Annotated in this window: 13 protein-coding genes and 1 pseudogene; 4 read left to right on the forward strand and 10 right to left on the reverse strand. The window is 59.8% G+C overall.

What is annotated here, in order from left to right:
- Positions 1–131 precede the first annotated feature (131 nt).
- The 8 genes from hutG to U5A52_RS37445 form a co-directional block, all read right to left on the reverse strand.
- Positions 132–935: an N-formylglutamate deformylase gene (hutG, locus tag U5A52_RS37410; RefSeq protein ID WP_321939089.1), complete on the reverse strand. Its 804-nt coding sequence runs from the start codon at positions 933–935 to the stop codon at positions 132–134.
- Positions 936–978: 43 nt separating this feature from the next.
- A complete protein-coding gene (locus U5A52_RS37415) occupies positions 979–2,427 on the reverse strand; it encodes an FAD-binding oxidoreductase (protein ID WP_321939091.1) in 1,449 nt (482 codons plus the stop codon).
- Positions 2,428–2,434: 7 nt separating this feature from the next.
- Entirely contained in the window at positions 2,435–3,601 is a 1,167-nt protein-coding gene (locus U5A52_RS37420) for an ABC transporter ATP-binding protein (RefSeq protein WP_321939093.1), read from the reverse strand.
- Positions 3,602–3,615: 14 nt separating this feature from the next.
- Positions 3,616–4,467, reverse strand: coding sequence for an ABC transporter permease (locus U5A52_RS37425; RefSeq protein ID WP_321939095.1), 852 nt, complete (start codon positions 4,465–4,467; stop codon positions 3,616–3,618).
- Entirely contained in the window at positions 4,464–5,297 is an 834-nt protein-coding gene (locus tag U5A52_RS37430) for an ABC transporter permease (RefSeq protein ID WP_321939097.1), read from the reverse strand. The genes U5A52_RS37425 and U5A52_RS37430 overlap by 4 nt, the downstream gene beginning before the upstream one ends.
- Positions 5,298–5,374: 77 nt before the next feature.
- Complete coding sequence (locus tag U5A52_RS37435) at positions 5,375–6,445, reverse strand: ABC transporter substrate-binding protein (protein ID WP_321916326.1); 1,071 nt, start codon at positions 6,443–6,445, stop codon at positions 5,375–5,377.
- 38 nt (positions 6,446–6,483) lie between these two features.
- Positions 6,484–7,407 (reverse strand): 4-hydroxy-tetrahydrodipicolinate synthase, encoded by a 924-nt coding sequence (gene dapA, locus U5A52_RS37440; RefSeq protein WP_321939099.1) that lies wholly within the window; start codon positions 7,405–7,407, stop codon positions 6,484–6,486.
- 516 nt (positions 7,408–7,923) lie between these two features.
- On the reverse strand, positions 7,924–8,175 hold the full coding sequence (locus U5A52_RS37445; protein WP_321916328.1) for a hypothetical protein: 252 nt from the start codon (positions 8,173–8,175) through the stop codon (positions 7,924–7,926).
- Between the two features lie 156 nt (positions 8,176–8,331).
- Between U5A52_RS37445 and U5A52_RS37450 the strand changes: the two genes are divergently transcribed.
- The 3 genes from U5A52_RS37450 to U5A52_RS37460 all read left to right on the forward strand — a co-directional run bounded on the left by U5A52_RS37450 (position 8,332) and on the right by U5A52_RS37460 (position 10,919).
- A complete protein-coding gene (locus U5A52_RS37450) occupies positions 8,332–8,943 on the forward strand; it encodes a 3'-5' exonuclease (protein WP_321939101.1) in 612 nt (203 codons plus the stop codon).
- 439 nt (positions 8,944–9,382) lie between these two features.
- Complete coding sequence (locus U5A52_RS37455; RefSeq protein ID WP_321939103.1) at positions 9,383–9,775, forward strand: hypothetical protein; 393 nt, start codon at positions 9,383–9,385, stop codon at positions 9,773–9,775.
- An 802-nt stretch (positions 9,776–10,577) separates the two neighbouring features.
- Complete coding sequence (locus U5A52_RS37460; protein ID WP_321939105.1) at positions 10,578–10,919, forward strand: hypothetical protein; 342 nt, start codon at positions 10,578–10,580, stop codon at positions 10,917–10,919.
- Positions 10,920–11,013: 94 nt separating this feature from the next.
- Here the strand turns inward: U5A52_RS37460 and U5A52_RS37465 are convergent, their stop codons facing one another.
- Entirely contained in the window at positions 11,014–11,403 is a 390-nt protein-coding gene (locus U5A52_RS37465) for a hypothetical protein (RefSeq protein ID WP_321939107.1), read from the reverse strand.
- Positions 11,404–11,508: 105 nt separating this feature from the next.
- Positions 11,509–11,649, reverse strand: coding sequence for a hypothetical protein (locus U5A52_RS37470; RefSeq protein ID WP_321939110.1), 141 nt, complete (start codon positions 11,647–11,649; stop codon positions 11,509–11,511).
- On the opposite strand from U5A52_RS37470, the pseudogene U5A52_RS37475 reads away from it, so the two are divergent.
- Positions 11,587–13,002, forward strand: a pseudogene (locus U5A52_RS37475) (transposase). The gene U5A52_RS37470 and the pseudogene U5A52_RS37475 sit on opposite strands and share 63 nt — an antisense overlap.
- Positions 13,003–13,374 lie beyond the last annotated feature (372 nt).

Raw genomic sequence — 13,374 nt, forward strand, 5'->3', positions numbered from 1 at the left:
CAGTAACCGGTTCGCCGTCTTCTCGATGCCTTCGCGAAGACGGCTTTTTTTGCGCCTGCGATGCGGCATGTGCGATGCGCCAACAAAAAAAGCGGGCCATGCCCGCTTTTTCATTAGCCTGGATCGCGCATTCAGCGTCCCATCGCTCGCACCGCCTCAAACGCCGCCGTCACCATGCGCTCGACCACCGGCGCGACCTCGCCCGCGACTTCAGGCAGGTACTCAAACGGCGAAGTCTCGCTCATATACGTCGACTGACACATTTCGAGCTGCACCGCGTGCACGCCCTTCTGCGGCTCGCCATACGCGCGTGTGTTGTAACCGCCCTTGAAGCGTCCATTGGCGATCCACGTGAACGGCTGAGCGCCGAGCGTGCGCGTGATCGCGTCGAGCACGCCGGCGTCGCAACTCAGTCCGTTGTTCGTGCCGATGTTCAGGTCGGGCAGCTTGCCCTCGAAAAGGCGCGGCAGCACGCTCGCGATCGAATGCGCTTCCCACAGCAGCACGGCGCCGAATTCAGCCGTCAAGCGGTCGAGTTCGGCGCGCAGTTGCGCGTGATACGGGCGCCAGTACCGGTCGAGACGCCGCGCGACTTCGGCGGCGTTGGGGCCGGCGCCATTGCGATACAGCGGTTCGCCGCGAAACGTTTCGGTCGGGCACAGGCCGGTGGTCGTCTGGCCCGGATAGAGGCTTTCGCCCGAGGCCGGCCGGTTCAGGTCGATCACATAGCGCGACACGCGCGCGCCCAGCACCGAGGCGCCCATCTTTTTCGCGAACGCGTAGAGGCGATTGAGATGCCAGTCGGTGTCGGCGACTTCGCCGGCAACGTCGGTCAACTGCTCACGGATATCGGCGGGAATGGCCGTGCCCAGATGCGGAATGGAAACGAGCAGCGGCACGGTGCCGCGATGAAAATCGAAGATCGGGGAAATCATGCGGGAGGCATTGCGGTGACGTTGAGGGGAACGGCCTGCGTAACTACGCGGAAAGCGAGGGTGACGCTGCCGGCACGACACGGCCCGGATTCATCGTATCGTTCGGATCGAGCAGGTGCTTCATTTGCCGCATCAAGGCGATTTCGTTCGCGTCCTTGTAGAGCGACATCTCGGGCACGTGCAGCGAGCCGATGCCGTGCTCCGCGCTGAACGTGCCGCCCATCGCCGCCGCGATGTCGTAAAGCCGATGACTCAGCGCGAGCTGCAGAGCGGCCTTGTCCGCAACGCTCGCCCAGTATTCGTGCGAAAACATGGCGATGTAGTGGAGATTGCCGTCGCCCATATGGCCGACCACGACTTGCATGGCCTGCGGATAGTGCTCCTCGAGCGTCTTCTCGGCGGCCGCCATGAAGTCGGGAATGCGGTACGTAGGCACGGCGATATCGTGCGTGAGCCCCATGCCTTCGCGGCCATTCGCCTCGGTCACGTGATGACGGATGTGCCAAAGGTCCGCGCGCTGCTGCGCGCTCGCGGCCACCACCGCGTCGACGATCACGCCGGCTTCGAACGACGGCGCGAGCGCATCCGTCAAGCGCGCGGCGATTGCTTCATCGTCGCCCGACGAAGCCGCCAGTTCGACGAGCACCATCCACGCCGGCGTTTTGTCGAACGGATTGCGCGCCTTCGCGGCATGACGCAGCGAGATTTCGAATTCACTGCGCGAGATGAGTTCGAGCCCGACCAGTTCGCCCGGAAAAGCGGCTTGAAGCTTGAGCCCTTCCTGCACGGCGGCGTGCACGGTATCGACGCCCAACATGGCCGTAGCCGTCGCGCGCGGACGCGGATACAGCTTCAACGCAGCCTGCGTGACCACGCCGAGCGTGCCCTCCGCGCCCACGAACAGGTTCTTCAGATCGTAGCCGCTGTTGTTCTTGCGCAGCGTGCGAATGCCGTTCCAGATGCGCCCGTCGGCGAGCACGACTTCGAGCCCGAGCACGAGATCGCGCGTGTTGCCGAAGCGCAGCACGTTGGTGCCGCCCGCATTCGTCGCGATGTTGCCGCCGATCTGGCACGAGCCTTCCGCGCCGAGCGTGAGCGGAAAAATGCGGTCGGCGTCGAGGGCGGCTTGCTGGAGATCGGCCAGAATGCAACCGGCCTCGACGGTCATCGAATTGTTGTCGGCGTTGACCTCGATGATGCGGTTCATCTTCGCGAGATTCAGCAGGATGCTGTTACCGGAAGCGTCCGGTACCGAGCCACCGCACACGCTCGTGTTGCCGCCTTGCGGAAACACCTTCACGCCGCGCGCGTTGCACCATGCGAGGACACGCGACACCTGCGCGGTGTCGCGCGGAAACACGACGCACGCGGCGCGTCCCGAATGGCGCTTGCGCCAGTCGATCAAATGCGGCGCCATGTCGGCGTCGCGCTCCAGCACATTGGCGACGCCCGCGAGTTCGCGCATCGCCTCGATAATCATGGCTTGATTCATGGTTCGTTCACTTCCTCAACACGACGGCGTCGCGCGCGGCCCAGCGCACGGCCAGTTGCTGCCCCACGTTCGCGCGCTCCGCGGCGCGCGCCGAAATACCCTTCACGAGCAGCGTCGCGCCGTCTGCGAGCGTCAGCTCGAAGCGCGTCATGCCGCCCACGAACGATACCTGCGCAATCGTGCCCGTGCACGTGTTGTCGTCCTCGGGTTGCATTTGCTCCACCACGTCGATCTTTTCCGGGCGCACGAGCACCTTGACTTTCGAGCCGATCGCGTGCCCTTGCGTGCTGCGCACCTTGAGCACGCGATTCGCGGAAACACGCACCACCCCTTCGGCCTGCACGACGCCTTCGATCAGGTTCGATTCGCCAACGAAGTCCGCGACGAACTCGTTGACGGGCTCGAAATACAGTTCGTCGGGCGTGCCGAGTTGCGCGATGCGGCCGCCGTTCATGAGGCACACGCGGTCAGAGAGGTTGAGCGCCTCTTCCTGATCGTGCGTGACGTAGACGAGCGTGGTGCCGAGGTCGCGGTGCAAGCGCTTGATCTCGCCTTGCAACTGGTCGCGCAGCTTCTTGTCGAGCGCGCCGAGCGGCTCGTCCATCAGGATCACCGAAGGCGAATAGACGATACAGCGCGCAATGCCCACGCGTTGCTGCTGGCCGCCCGACATCTCGCGAGGCTTGCGATTCTCGTAGCCCGTGAGACCGACGCGCTCGAGCGCGTTGCGCACACGCTGCTGGATCTCCGACTTCGCGACGCCGCGAATGCGCAACGGAAACGCCACGTTGTCGAACACATTCAAATGCGGCAGCAGCGCGTAGTTCTGGAACACCATGCCAAGGCCGCGCTCGCGCGGCGGCACGGTCGACACGTCCTTGCCGTCGAGCACGATGGTGCCTTCGGTCGGCGCGACGGCGCCCGCGATAATGTTGAGGATCGTGCTCTTGCCCGAACCGCTCGGCCCGAGCAGGCTCAGGAATTCGCCCTTGCGGATCGAAAAATCCGTGCTGTGCAGCGCAATCGCGCTGCCGTAATGCTTGCTCACGCCGCGAAAAACGATCATCTCTTCAGTGTTGCGCTGCGTCGCCGCGACGCTGCCCGAGGCTTCCTTGGCCGCTTGCGCGATGCCTGGCAGCGGACGGCCATCGTTATCCAGTAGAACGTGTGACATGTTTTTCTCCAACCTCAATGCGACGATTCGGGCGCAGCCGGCTGAAGCCAAACCGACACGCAACAGAAAACCAGCGAAAGCAATGTGAGCAGTGCGGAAACGGCGGCGATCACGGGTGAAATATCCCATTGAATGCTGCTGTACATCCGCACCGGCAACGTAGTCGTTTCGGGGCTCGTGAGAAACCACGCGATAACGACCTCGTCGAACGACACGAGAAACGCGAACAGCGCGCCCGCGAGAATCGACGGGCGAAGCTGCGGCAGGACCACCTTGAAGAACACGGTGTGGCGCTCCGCGCCCATGATCGTGGTGGCGAATTCGAGCGCCGGGTCGAGCTTCTTCACGCCGGCCATCACCGTCATCATCATGAACGGCGTGACATACGCGACATGACTCACGACGAGGCCAAGCGTCGAGCCGACCAGATGCAGCCGCGACAGGTACAAATAGAGGCCGAGCGACATCACGATCACGGGAACCAGAATCGGACTCATGAGCAGCAACATCACAAAGCGCTTGCCGGGGAATTCGTGGCGCACAAGCCCGTATGCGGCAGGCACGCCCAGGAGCACGGAAACGACCGTGGTGAGACTCGCGACCTTCAGGCTCTGCAGGATCGGTCCGACCCAGCTATCCGACGTGAAGAGATGCACATACAGCGACATCGACCACACACGCGGCGGGAACGTCAGCTCGCCGTCGCCGCCGAACGAAATCGGAATGACGATGAGCGTGGGCACCAGAATGAAGACGTACACCAGAATGGCGATGACGTTGCGCAGCCGCGCGTAACGACGCGCGAGCCCATCGACCATGACACCGCGCCGGACTGCCGGCAACCCTGCTTGCATCGATGTGCTCATGCCATCACCTTTTTTGAATCGCGCTTCTGGAACCGCTCCGCGCCGAGCGCCGCGAGCGTGACGATACCGAGCAGGATCACGCCGATCGCCGACGCCATATTCCAGTCCATTGTTTCGCGCGTGTAGAAGTCGACGAGATTGGACATCATCGCGTCCTTACGGCCGCCCAGCAGCGCGGGAATCACGAAAAAGCCCATCGACATGACCGTGGTGCTCAGCGCCGCGGCCGCGACACCGGGCATGGACAGCGGCAGCGTGATGCGAAAGAAGATGCGCGGCGGCTTCGCGCCCATGATTTCCGAAGCGCGGTACAGCGACTGGTCGATAGCGAGCAAACTCGCGAGGACCGGAAAGACGATGAACGGAATCAGATAGTTGGTCATGCCGACCATCACGCCGAAGCGGTTGAACAGCATCGGCAGCTGGACATGCGTGGCGAACACGACCGATAACAGCTTGTTGACCAGCCCGTCGCGGCCGAGCAGGACCGTGAATGCATAGCTCTTCACGAGAATGCTGGTCCAGAACGGCACCAGCACGAGCACCATGTAGAGGGCCCGTTTCTTCGGCGTTTGCTTCGCGAGATGCATGGCAATGGGATAGCCGAGCAGCAGGCTGCACAACGAAGCGCTGATGCTGATCTGAAACGTCGACCACAAGGTGCGCAGGAAGAGTTCACTGCCGAAGAGGCGTCGATAGGCCGAAAGCGACAAGCCGTCATTCACCCAGACACTCGTGTAGACCACATACATCAGCGGCACGAACACCACGAGAAATAAAAATACCGTTGCCGGGCCGACGTACAGCAACCCATCCTTTCTGCCTTTCATCACTCCTCCTACCGCTGAAATGCTTGACTGCTGACCATACGACCGCCGCTATTGCGACGGCCCTTTTTACCTCGACGTTACGACAGCACCCACTCCTTGAAACGCAGTGTGAGTTCGTCGTAATGGTCGGTCCACCAGACATCGTTGCTGATGAGGTTCATCTTGTTGTTCGGGTCCGACAGCCATTTGCGCACGTCGGGTTTGACGAGCGGGAGCGCCTTCTTGCTCGCCGGCGTGTTGCCGAGATAATCCATGAGCGCCGCCTGACGATCGGGGCGCATGGCGAACTGCACGAACTTCATCGCGTTCGCCTTGTTGGGCGCGTTCTTCAGAACGACGAGATACTCCAGACCGGTGAGCGTTTGTTTAAACGAGAAGTCGATCGGCTTGCCCGCTTCCTGCGCGGCCTTCACGCGCGTCGAATACGTGTAGCTGTAATCGACCTGGCCCGTTTCCACGAGCGAGACCGTTTGGGGCGTCTGGTCCACCCACTTGCCGATAGACGGCTTGATGCGGTCCAGTACGCGAAACGCGCGGTCGACGTCGAGCGGATAAATCTTTTCCGGCGGCACGCCGTCGGCGAGCAAGGCGATTTCAAGCGTTTCGCTCGCGCGGTTGCGCAGCGTGCGCTGGCCGGGAAACTTCTTCACGTCGAAGTAATCGGCGAAGGTTTCCGGGTGCTTGCCGGCCGGGTGCTTGCTGTTGTCCCAGCAAATGCCGCCCGTGAAGCCGTAGAACGGCACGGCGAATTTCGTCATCGGCGCAATCAGGTCGCTGCGGTCGAACAATGCCGGATCGAGCGGTTCCCAATAGCCGTTTTTCGCACCCGTCATCGCCATTGGACCGACCGCATCGAACACGTCCCATTGCACGTTGTTCGTCATCACCTGCGCCTTCACGCGGGCAAGATCGGGCGTGTCGACGAGCGTCACGTGCACGCCGAATTCCTTTTCGAACGGCTTGGCGAGCGCTTCGTCAACACCCTGATGATAGTTGCCGCCCCAGCTCACGACCGTGAGATTGCTCGCAGCGGCCGCCTTGCGTGAAGTGATGATCATCGGCGCGGCAACGGCCGACGAGAGTAGCGTGGCGCCCGCCGCCTGAAGAAAGCGACGACGCGGAAGAATGATGTTGTTATCGGATGACATGGTCTTCTCTCTTAACGTATCGATGGTCTCAGTGCGACTCAAACGCCCGCCGCGGATGGGGAACAGGCGTCCTCGCGCGCGACGAGCGGCGCCATGACGTCGGCGAGGCGCTGGCGCAGCGCCGCCGAAGCAGGCTTGAGCGGCGGCAGCACGTCGCCGAACGCGAGGCCTTGAAGCGTCAGCGCGGCTTTGATGGGCGCGGGATTCGGCTCGGCGAAGATGGCGTCGATGAGCGGGCGCAACGTGGCGTGCAGCGCAACGGCCTGTTCGAGCTGGCCGTTCGACGCCAGCGCGAGCACACGCGCCCACTGCTTCGGCACGAGGTTCGAACTGGAGATGATGCCGCCTACGGCACCCATGGCGACGTGCAGCGGCAGCACGTCTTCCTCGCCGCTCAGAATGGCGATCTTCGACGCGCAGAGTTCGGCCGCGCGCATTTGCGTGGCGAGATCCGGATTGCAGGCTTTGATGCCGACGACGCGCGTGAGCGCGGCGAGCTTCGCGACGGTTTCGTAATGGAGCGAGACGCCCGTGCGATACGGGATTTCGTAGAGAATGATGTCGGCGTCGACTGCATCGGAGAAACGCTGGTAGTACTCGACGATGCCTTCCTGCGTGGGCCGGAAATAATACGGCGTGACGACCATGAGCGCCTTCGCGCCGGCCTTCACAAAGGCCTTGGCGTTGTCGATGGCGTCGCCAAGTCCTGGCGCGAGAATGCCCGGCACGACGGGCAGCGCGCCGGCCGCCGCTTCGAGCGACGTTTCGACGACACGCAGACGCTCCGCGAGCGACAGTGCCGTGTACTCGCCCGTGCCGCCGAGCGGCACGACACCGTCCGCGCCGGCTTCGATGAGCCTGCCGATCTGCGCGGCAAGCGGCGCGGCGACGAAATGGCCGTCTGCGTCGAGAGGAGTGGGAACTGCCGTCAAAATACCTGCATAGGGATGCAACGTGCTCATCGATGCGCTCTTCAATAGTGGTACGGCCTGGGTCGCCGAGGATCTGAATGACACTCCATGGTTTGAACGATAAGGAGGCAAAAAAACCGGACACGCACCATCAGTGCCAGTTACCCTCTTTATAAGACCTGGTTATTCAATGGGGCCTGGAGCAGGCGGGATGGGGCTGCGCAGCCTCGCGAGACGGCCTGGCGGGCGCAAACAAGCGTGATAAACGTGGCGGTTCGAGGGTTTCCCCTGATGTGACCCTCTGGTGGTTCTCAGGGGCATGTGCATCGAGAGCATTGTCGCCTTATGCGAACGGGCGTGGTCCCCCATCCATCCGTGACCTCTTGTCCGACGATTTCGCAAGGGCCAGGCGATTCGAACGCGGTTTTTTGATTCTGGCAATGCTCGTCGACAGCGGTAGGTCGTCGGGGCATAGGTGAAATGCCGGTATTATGATTTTATTGTGATAAGTATTCTTATCATAATGGAACGCTTTTCACTTAAAACTCCTAGATGACAGAATCCACCTTACTCGGTCCCCTGCCCGCTTTCCGCTGAAGGCGCCGGTTTTCCCGATGCCGGTGAACTCGCAATCCACAACTCCAGCGAGAGGAAAGCGCAGCGCCTGAGCTTCGCGTCATTCCAGGCGTTTGCATCTGTCAACTCTCCACGTTCGCCCCAGTAACTGTCGACGGCGTTAGCGTCGATATAAGAAATAGCGGTGACGAAGCGTAGAATACGCCACTCATCCAACGCATCCAGATCCGGGCGCATCGCCACGGATACCCTGCAAGTCCAGGCTCCGAGTGTGTCGTTGGTTGGCGAACTGGCCTGAGCGGCAGCCGGGCGAACAAATCAAGGTGCGTCTTGCCTGGCTCGCCAGGCATGGGGAAGCGTGCGTATTACGGCATCAACTGATTAGTGAACGAAAGAAACATGCAGACCGTTGCGGTACTCGACTTCGAAACAACCGGGCTTTCGCCGAATCTGGGCGACCGCGCTACCGAGATTGCCGTCATCCTCCTGCGTGACGGTCGGATTGTTGATCGTTACCAGAGCTTGATGAACGCAGGACGGCGCATCCCGTCCGATGTCGCTGCTCTCACAGGCATCACGAACGACATGATCGCATCGGCTCCTCCTGTATCGAAAGTCATGAGGGAATCTGCAGCGTTTGTTGGAAACCATCCCGTCGTTGCCCACAACGCCGGTTTCGATAAGCGGTTTTGGCAGGCAGAACTGGGGCTTCTTGGAGTGCCAGCGGAGCATTCGTTTGCTTGCACGATGCTCGTGTCCAGGCGGATCTACCCACGCGCCCAGAGTCACCGCCTATCTAGCTTGGCGGAGATGCTTCGATTACCGAAATCGGGTCGTGCGCACCGAGCGATGGTTGACGCTGAGATCGCCAGTCATCTCTGGTGCCGATTGCAGCACGACATCGCTCAAACTTACGGGCTGAAGCGAATCGATCACGCCCTCATGGCTCAATTGCAGAAGACTAGCAAGGCGAAGGTTGCGACATATCTGGGTTCACTGTCTAACGACTGAGCCCACAGCGCCGAACAACCTGGACCGCCCCCTCTATCCGTGGGGGAGGCCTTCCAGAGGCACTGTCGCATTGTCTTGTTGATAACGCAGTAGCTGATCGAGCGCACCACCCGCTCAGGCTGAGCGAGCACTTTCTCCAGTCCGTGTGAATGGCTTTGGCCATTTAGAGTGCCGCCTTTTTGAGCGGACGTCCGTTGTGAGCTGGGCAGTCAGCCATCCATGCAAATTTCCGCAACGCTGTCACGGTTCTCGGACTTTCGATTGATTCATCTGGCATTTAGTTGGTCCATGATCGCTCGGACGCCGCGTGTTGATGCACACTTCAGTATCCCGCACGTAGTACCCACCCAAAAGAAGAGGAAGCTGACCTATGCCAATTATTGGATATCACGCGACGCACTCCGGACACCGCGGATCCCTGACAGGAGGATTGAGGGTAGTGCAGTCAAGTTGGGATCCGGCTAGTGGAGGCGAACTCGGCCAAGGCTTTTACATCATAGCTGGGGCGCAGAAAACATCGGCGCTGTACTTATATGGCTACGGCGTTGCGCAAGCGGCAAATCAGGGTGTAGTCGATATTTGGGAAGTGACGTGCGATGTGGAACTCTCGACACTAGCAAGGTTTGATGTGACGAACGACTTGCAGTGGGGAAACATGACTCGGCAGTTGTGCGATGACTACGACTATCTGACTAACGCGAATGAGACGGAGCCTAAAGCGCAGTTAAAATTCAATCAACGGGCATATTCCCATTTGACGATCAGACTTCACGAATCGTTATCAGCGGACGCGGCGATCAATAGGGCCGACCAACTGCTTGCCCAGCAATAGGCTACCGCACATTGGGATGCTTGGGAACACACTGGCTGCCTAACGCGCCGGTGAACACGACGCCTGAAAAGCGGTATGTAGGCGTGGATTTAGGCAGCACAAAGTGGAAGGCCTGGCTCAATGAGCCAGGCCTGATCCAGAACATTCTGGAACGGTCGCCATCGCCCCCCTCATCAGGCGGTAGTCGGCGGCGGACCGGTCGTTCGACGCCGCCGCGGAAATCGTCGACAGTCTGCATATCTTCTTTATCCGCGGTGTTGAAGAACCTAGATGGAATCGCACGTAATCCAGTTTACGAAGAAAGAGCTTAGCCACTGGGCTGGCATGGGTGAATATGTACTACTACCGCCCGACGGCAGCTACGAGATAGCACTGAAATACGAAGGGGAACCGCCGCATGGTGACTCGTACCACACCGCCATAGTGGACGGCCGCCAGTTGCCCGGCTACGCGTGGGGCTGCATATTCTCGATGTCCGCGTGCTCGAGTTTCGTAGCATTCAGTTGGATGGAGCGTAAGTTCGAAAGGCTGACGACAATCGTCGATGTGAGACGCAGCTTGTACTTTGTCCTGCCCATGTATATCTACCATCCGTGCATCGAATGGCCCGCAGTTCTACCTGGGCCAGCCTCTGGGCCGGGACACTACGCATTCGTTGGCTCCGAGGTCTGGAGAGCGTTTTGACGCCACCATGATCGCTATATCCGGCGCCGCTCATATAGCATCAGTCGGCAGCTTGGGACATCCAACAAACCCCGCAGCATCAGCGACAATCACGACGAGCTAAGCATATTGCGCGACCATGTCCAATGATCAAAGAAACGTTTGCCACCGATTCGGTGCAGAATACATGCCGCCCGAGGCGAGCCAGAAGGTAGGGATCGCGCTTGGATCCCTTGAGAATGTGCCGCTTCAAGCGGTTCGACTAACCCCGGAAAACGGTACGTGTGGTTGGTATATTTACGGCGGCGACTACTCACCGGACGCGGACTTCTATCAGCCGCTTCATGTCGCCCACTTGATCGAGCGCTGTCCGACCATTGTCCCTTACTTGGCACTGCCGCCGAGATGGCGTGTATTGCTTGCGCCGGACTACGAGGATGTCTGGTTCGATGGTGAACTGCTGGTCACTGAAAGCTCGTAACGGCCAGTTCGGTCTCTCGCACCTGAGCCTCGTATCGTTGACGAATCGAGATGCAGAAGTTGCTCGAAGCGCTCTATCCACTTGCGGATCAATGTCAAAAGCCCGGGGCTGACCGCCAGTGAACGAACGGTGGAAACGGCGCACTTTTCAGGAAGGCTAGGAAGACTTCCACAACCTGGTCACACATGAACCATTCATCTGCACGCATCGGAATATTTCCTGCACTGAAAACCAAGATCGTTCCATCTGGGCGCACAGGGGAAGGTTTGTCGTGAAATGCCCTCCATCTTTGTGATGCGTCGATCTCGAAGCGCTCAATCATGCAGCTAACGCCACCTCCGGCTACCTGCACATAGTTTCCTTCGGTATCAGTCAATGACGCATAAGATGACTTTCCGTAGCTTCGCAATGACTTGAGCGCGCGGGCGATCTGTATGGGAGGCGGCGTGGTGATTCCCGCTTTACCCTCGATGTCGAATTTCATTGGTCGATTTATCTCGATGCCTCTCGATCAGATAAGGCATCCTACCAGTGTCCCGCCCCCATAGCGAATGGCCGCTATCGGCAAACCCGACTGACCGCTCGGGGTCTATTTCGTTGAAAAACTCACCTGAGAGTCGGATTGTTCGCTATCCTGGAATCCATCAATCGGCGGGAGTGCATCGTCATGATGGGTCAGAGAAGCGGCGATCAGGAGCAGCTGTTTTAGGCGTTCAATCTTGATGATCATGGTCCGAAGGACCACCTGTTACGGGGCATAGATCACTTCTTTGATGCCGGAGACCTCCGCAAGCACATGGGGTCGTTTTACAGTCATACGGGGCGCCCTTCTATCGATCCAGAGTTGATGATTCGCATGCTGATCGTCGGCTACTGCTTCGGCATCCGCTCCGAGCGGCGCCTGTGTGAGGAAGTCCATTTGAATCTGGCGTATCGCTGGTTTTGCCGCCTCGGCCTCGAGGACGCGGTTCCCGATCACTCAACGTTCTCAAAGAATCGCCATGGCCGGTTTCGCGACAGCGATATGCTGCGCCATGTATTCGAATCAGTTTTACGGCGCTGTATGAATGAGGGTCTCGTAGGTGGTGAAGGGTTTGCGATCGACGCGAGTGTCATTAAAGCCGACGCGAATCACACTCGCGGCATAGCTGGGACTGAAGCAATCGACTGGAGTAGTGGCGAGGGGCCCAGTCGAGCGGTGCGTGAGTATCTGGCGACGCTCGACGCGAACGACACTGACGCCCAACCCCTGGACACATCGCAGGAACCCCTTGCGCATCCAAAGAATATTTCGCTGACAGATCCTGCCGCGCGTTGGACAGCTGCACCCGGTGGCCCGGCGTTCTATGCCTACTCGACCAACTACCTGATTGATCTGCAGGCGGGAATCATCATGGATGTCGAGGCTACCCCCGCATACCGCACGCAGGAAGAGGACTCGACCAGGACCATGATCGATCGGGTTGAGCAGCGCTTCCGTCTCAAGCCAAAACGTCTGGTGGGTGACACCGCGTACGGCACTGCGTCGCTGCTTGCCTGGATGATCAATGACAAACCGATCGAACCACACGTTCCGGTGTGGGAGAAGGGAATACGTAGCGACGAAACCTTCGCGAATAGCGACTTCCAGTGGCTCGAGCAACGCAACGAGTATCGCTGTCCGGCTGGGCATGCACTGCGCGCCGAACGGCGTCCATTCAAGAATCCACGCACGCACATCACCAAGGCCAACACGATCGTCTATCGATCGAGTCAGTTGGACTGCGCTGGATGTTCATTGAAAGACCAATGTTGTCCGAACACACCAATACGAAAGATAGCCCCGAGCGTCCACGAAGCAGCACGCGATAAGGCAAGGGCGATTGCGCAAACGCCGGCATACAGGCAATCACGAAAGGACCGCAAGAAGGTTGAGATCTTGTTTGCACACCTCAAGCGCGTAATGAAGTTGGATCGTCTCCGACTGCGAGGTCCGTCAGGTGCCCATGACGAGTTCTTGCTGGCCGCGACTGCGCAGAATCTTAGGCGCATGGCGAAGTGGTTGATGCCAAAGCGGGGGAAAATGGCGGCAGCGGCCGCTTGAGACGCATCGCGGGGCGATGCACAGAAGCGGTGCGATCGGAAAGAGCGCTGAGCGCGTCGATTGTATGTCCAAAAATCACCGCACCCGCGCGCCGCATCGCAGTTTTTCAACGAAATAGGCCGAATTCAACCGCTGAGCTTTGACGCCACAAAGTCGCCGCTGGCGCCCGCGAATGGTTTGAACGACAGCAAACGGAGGAGCCGGCGAGCGCTCGCGATCGGCCATGAGGCGTCACTCGCCCGCACGGCTACTCTGACGTGTGGGCGTCCGCTTTGCCTCCCCAAACCGCCTTTCAATCGCCCGAAACTGATTCGAGTCAGTGCGTTTTGCGTTTGCTCACGCCGCAATTTCAGACATCATTTTGGGACCGAC

The organism is Paraburkholderia sp. J8-2 (assembly GCF_905220195.1).
Taxonomy (GTDB): domain Bacteria; phylum Pseudomonadota; class Gammaproteobacteria; order Burkholderiales; family Burkholderiaceae; genus Paraburkholderia.

Bases quoted from the DNA above. Each gene is read 5' to 3' on its own strand.
- U5A52_RS37430 (WP_321939097.1), bottom strand. From the start codon at position 5,297: ATGAAAGGCAGAAAGGATGGGTTGCTGTACGTCGGCCCGGCAACGGTA.
- U5A52_RS37415 (WP_321939091.1), bottom strand. From the start codon at position 2,427: ATGAATCAAGCCATGATTATCGAGGCGATGCGCGAACTCGCGGGCGTC.
- U5A52_RS37435 (WP_321916326.1), bottom strand. From the start codon at position 6,445: ATGTCATCCGATAACAACATCATTCTTCCGCGTCGTCGCTTTCTTCAG.
- U5A52_RS37470 (WP_321939110.1), bottom strand. From the start codon at position 11,649: ATGATCATCAAGATTGAACGCCTAAAACAGCTGCTCCTGATCGCCGCT.
- U5A52_RS37425 (WP_321939095.1), bottom strand. From the start codon at position 4,467: ATGAGCACATCGATGCAAGCAGGGTTGCCGGCAGTCCGGCGCGGTGTC.
- U5A52_RS37420 (WP_321939093.1), bottom strand. From the start codon at position 3,601: ATGTCACACGTTCTACTGGATAACGATGGCCGTCCGCTGCCAGGCATC.
- dapA (WP_321939099.1), bottom strand. From the start codon at position 7,407: ATGAGCACGTTGCATCCCTATGCAGGTATTTTGACGGCAGTTCCCACT.
- U5A52_RS37465 (WP_321939107.1), bottom strand. From the start codon at position 11,403: ATGAAATTCGACATCGAGGGTAAAGCGGGAATCACCACGCCGCCTCCC.
- U5A52_RS37460 (WP_321939105.1), top strand. From the start codon at position 10,578: ATGTCCAATGATCAAAGAAACGTTTGCCACCGATTCGGTGCAGAATAC.
- U5A52_RS37450 (WP_321939101.1), top strand. From the start codon at position 8,332: ATGCAGACCGTTGCGGTACTCGACTTCGAAACAACCGGGCTTTCGCCG.
- hutG (WP_321939089.1), bottom strand. From the start codon at position 935: ATGATTTCCCCGATCTTCGATTTTCATCGCGGCACCGTGCCGCTGCTC.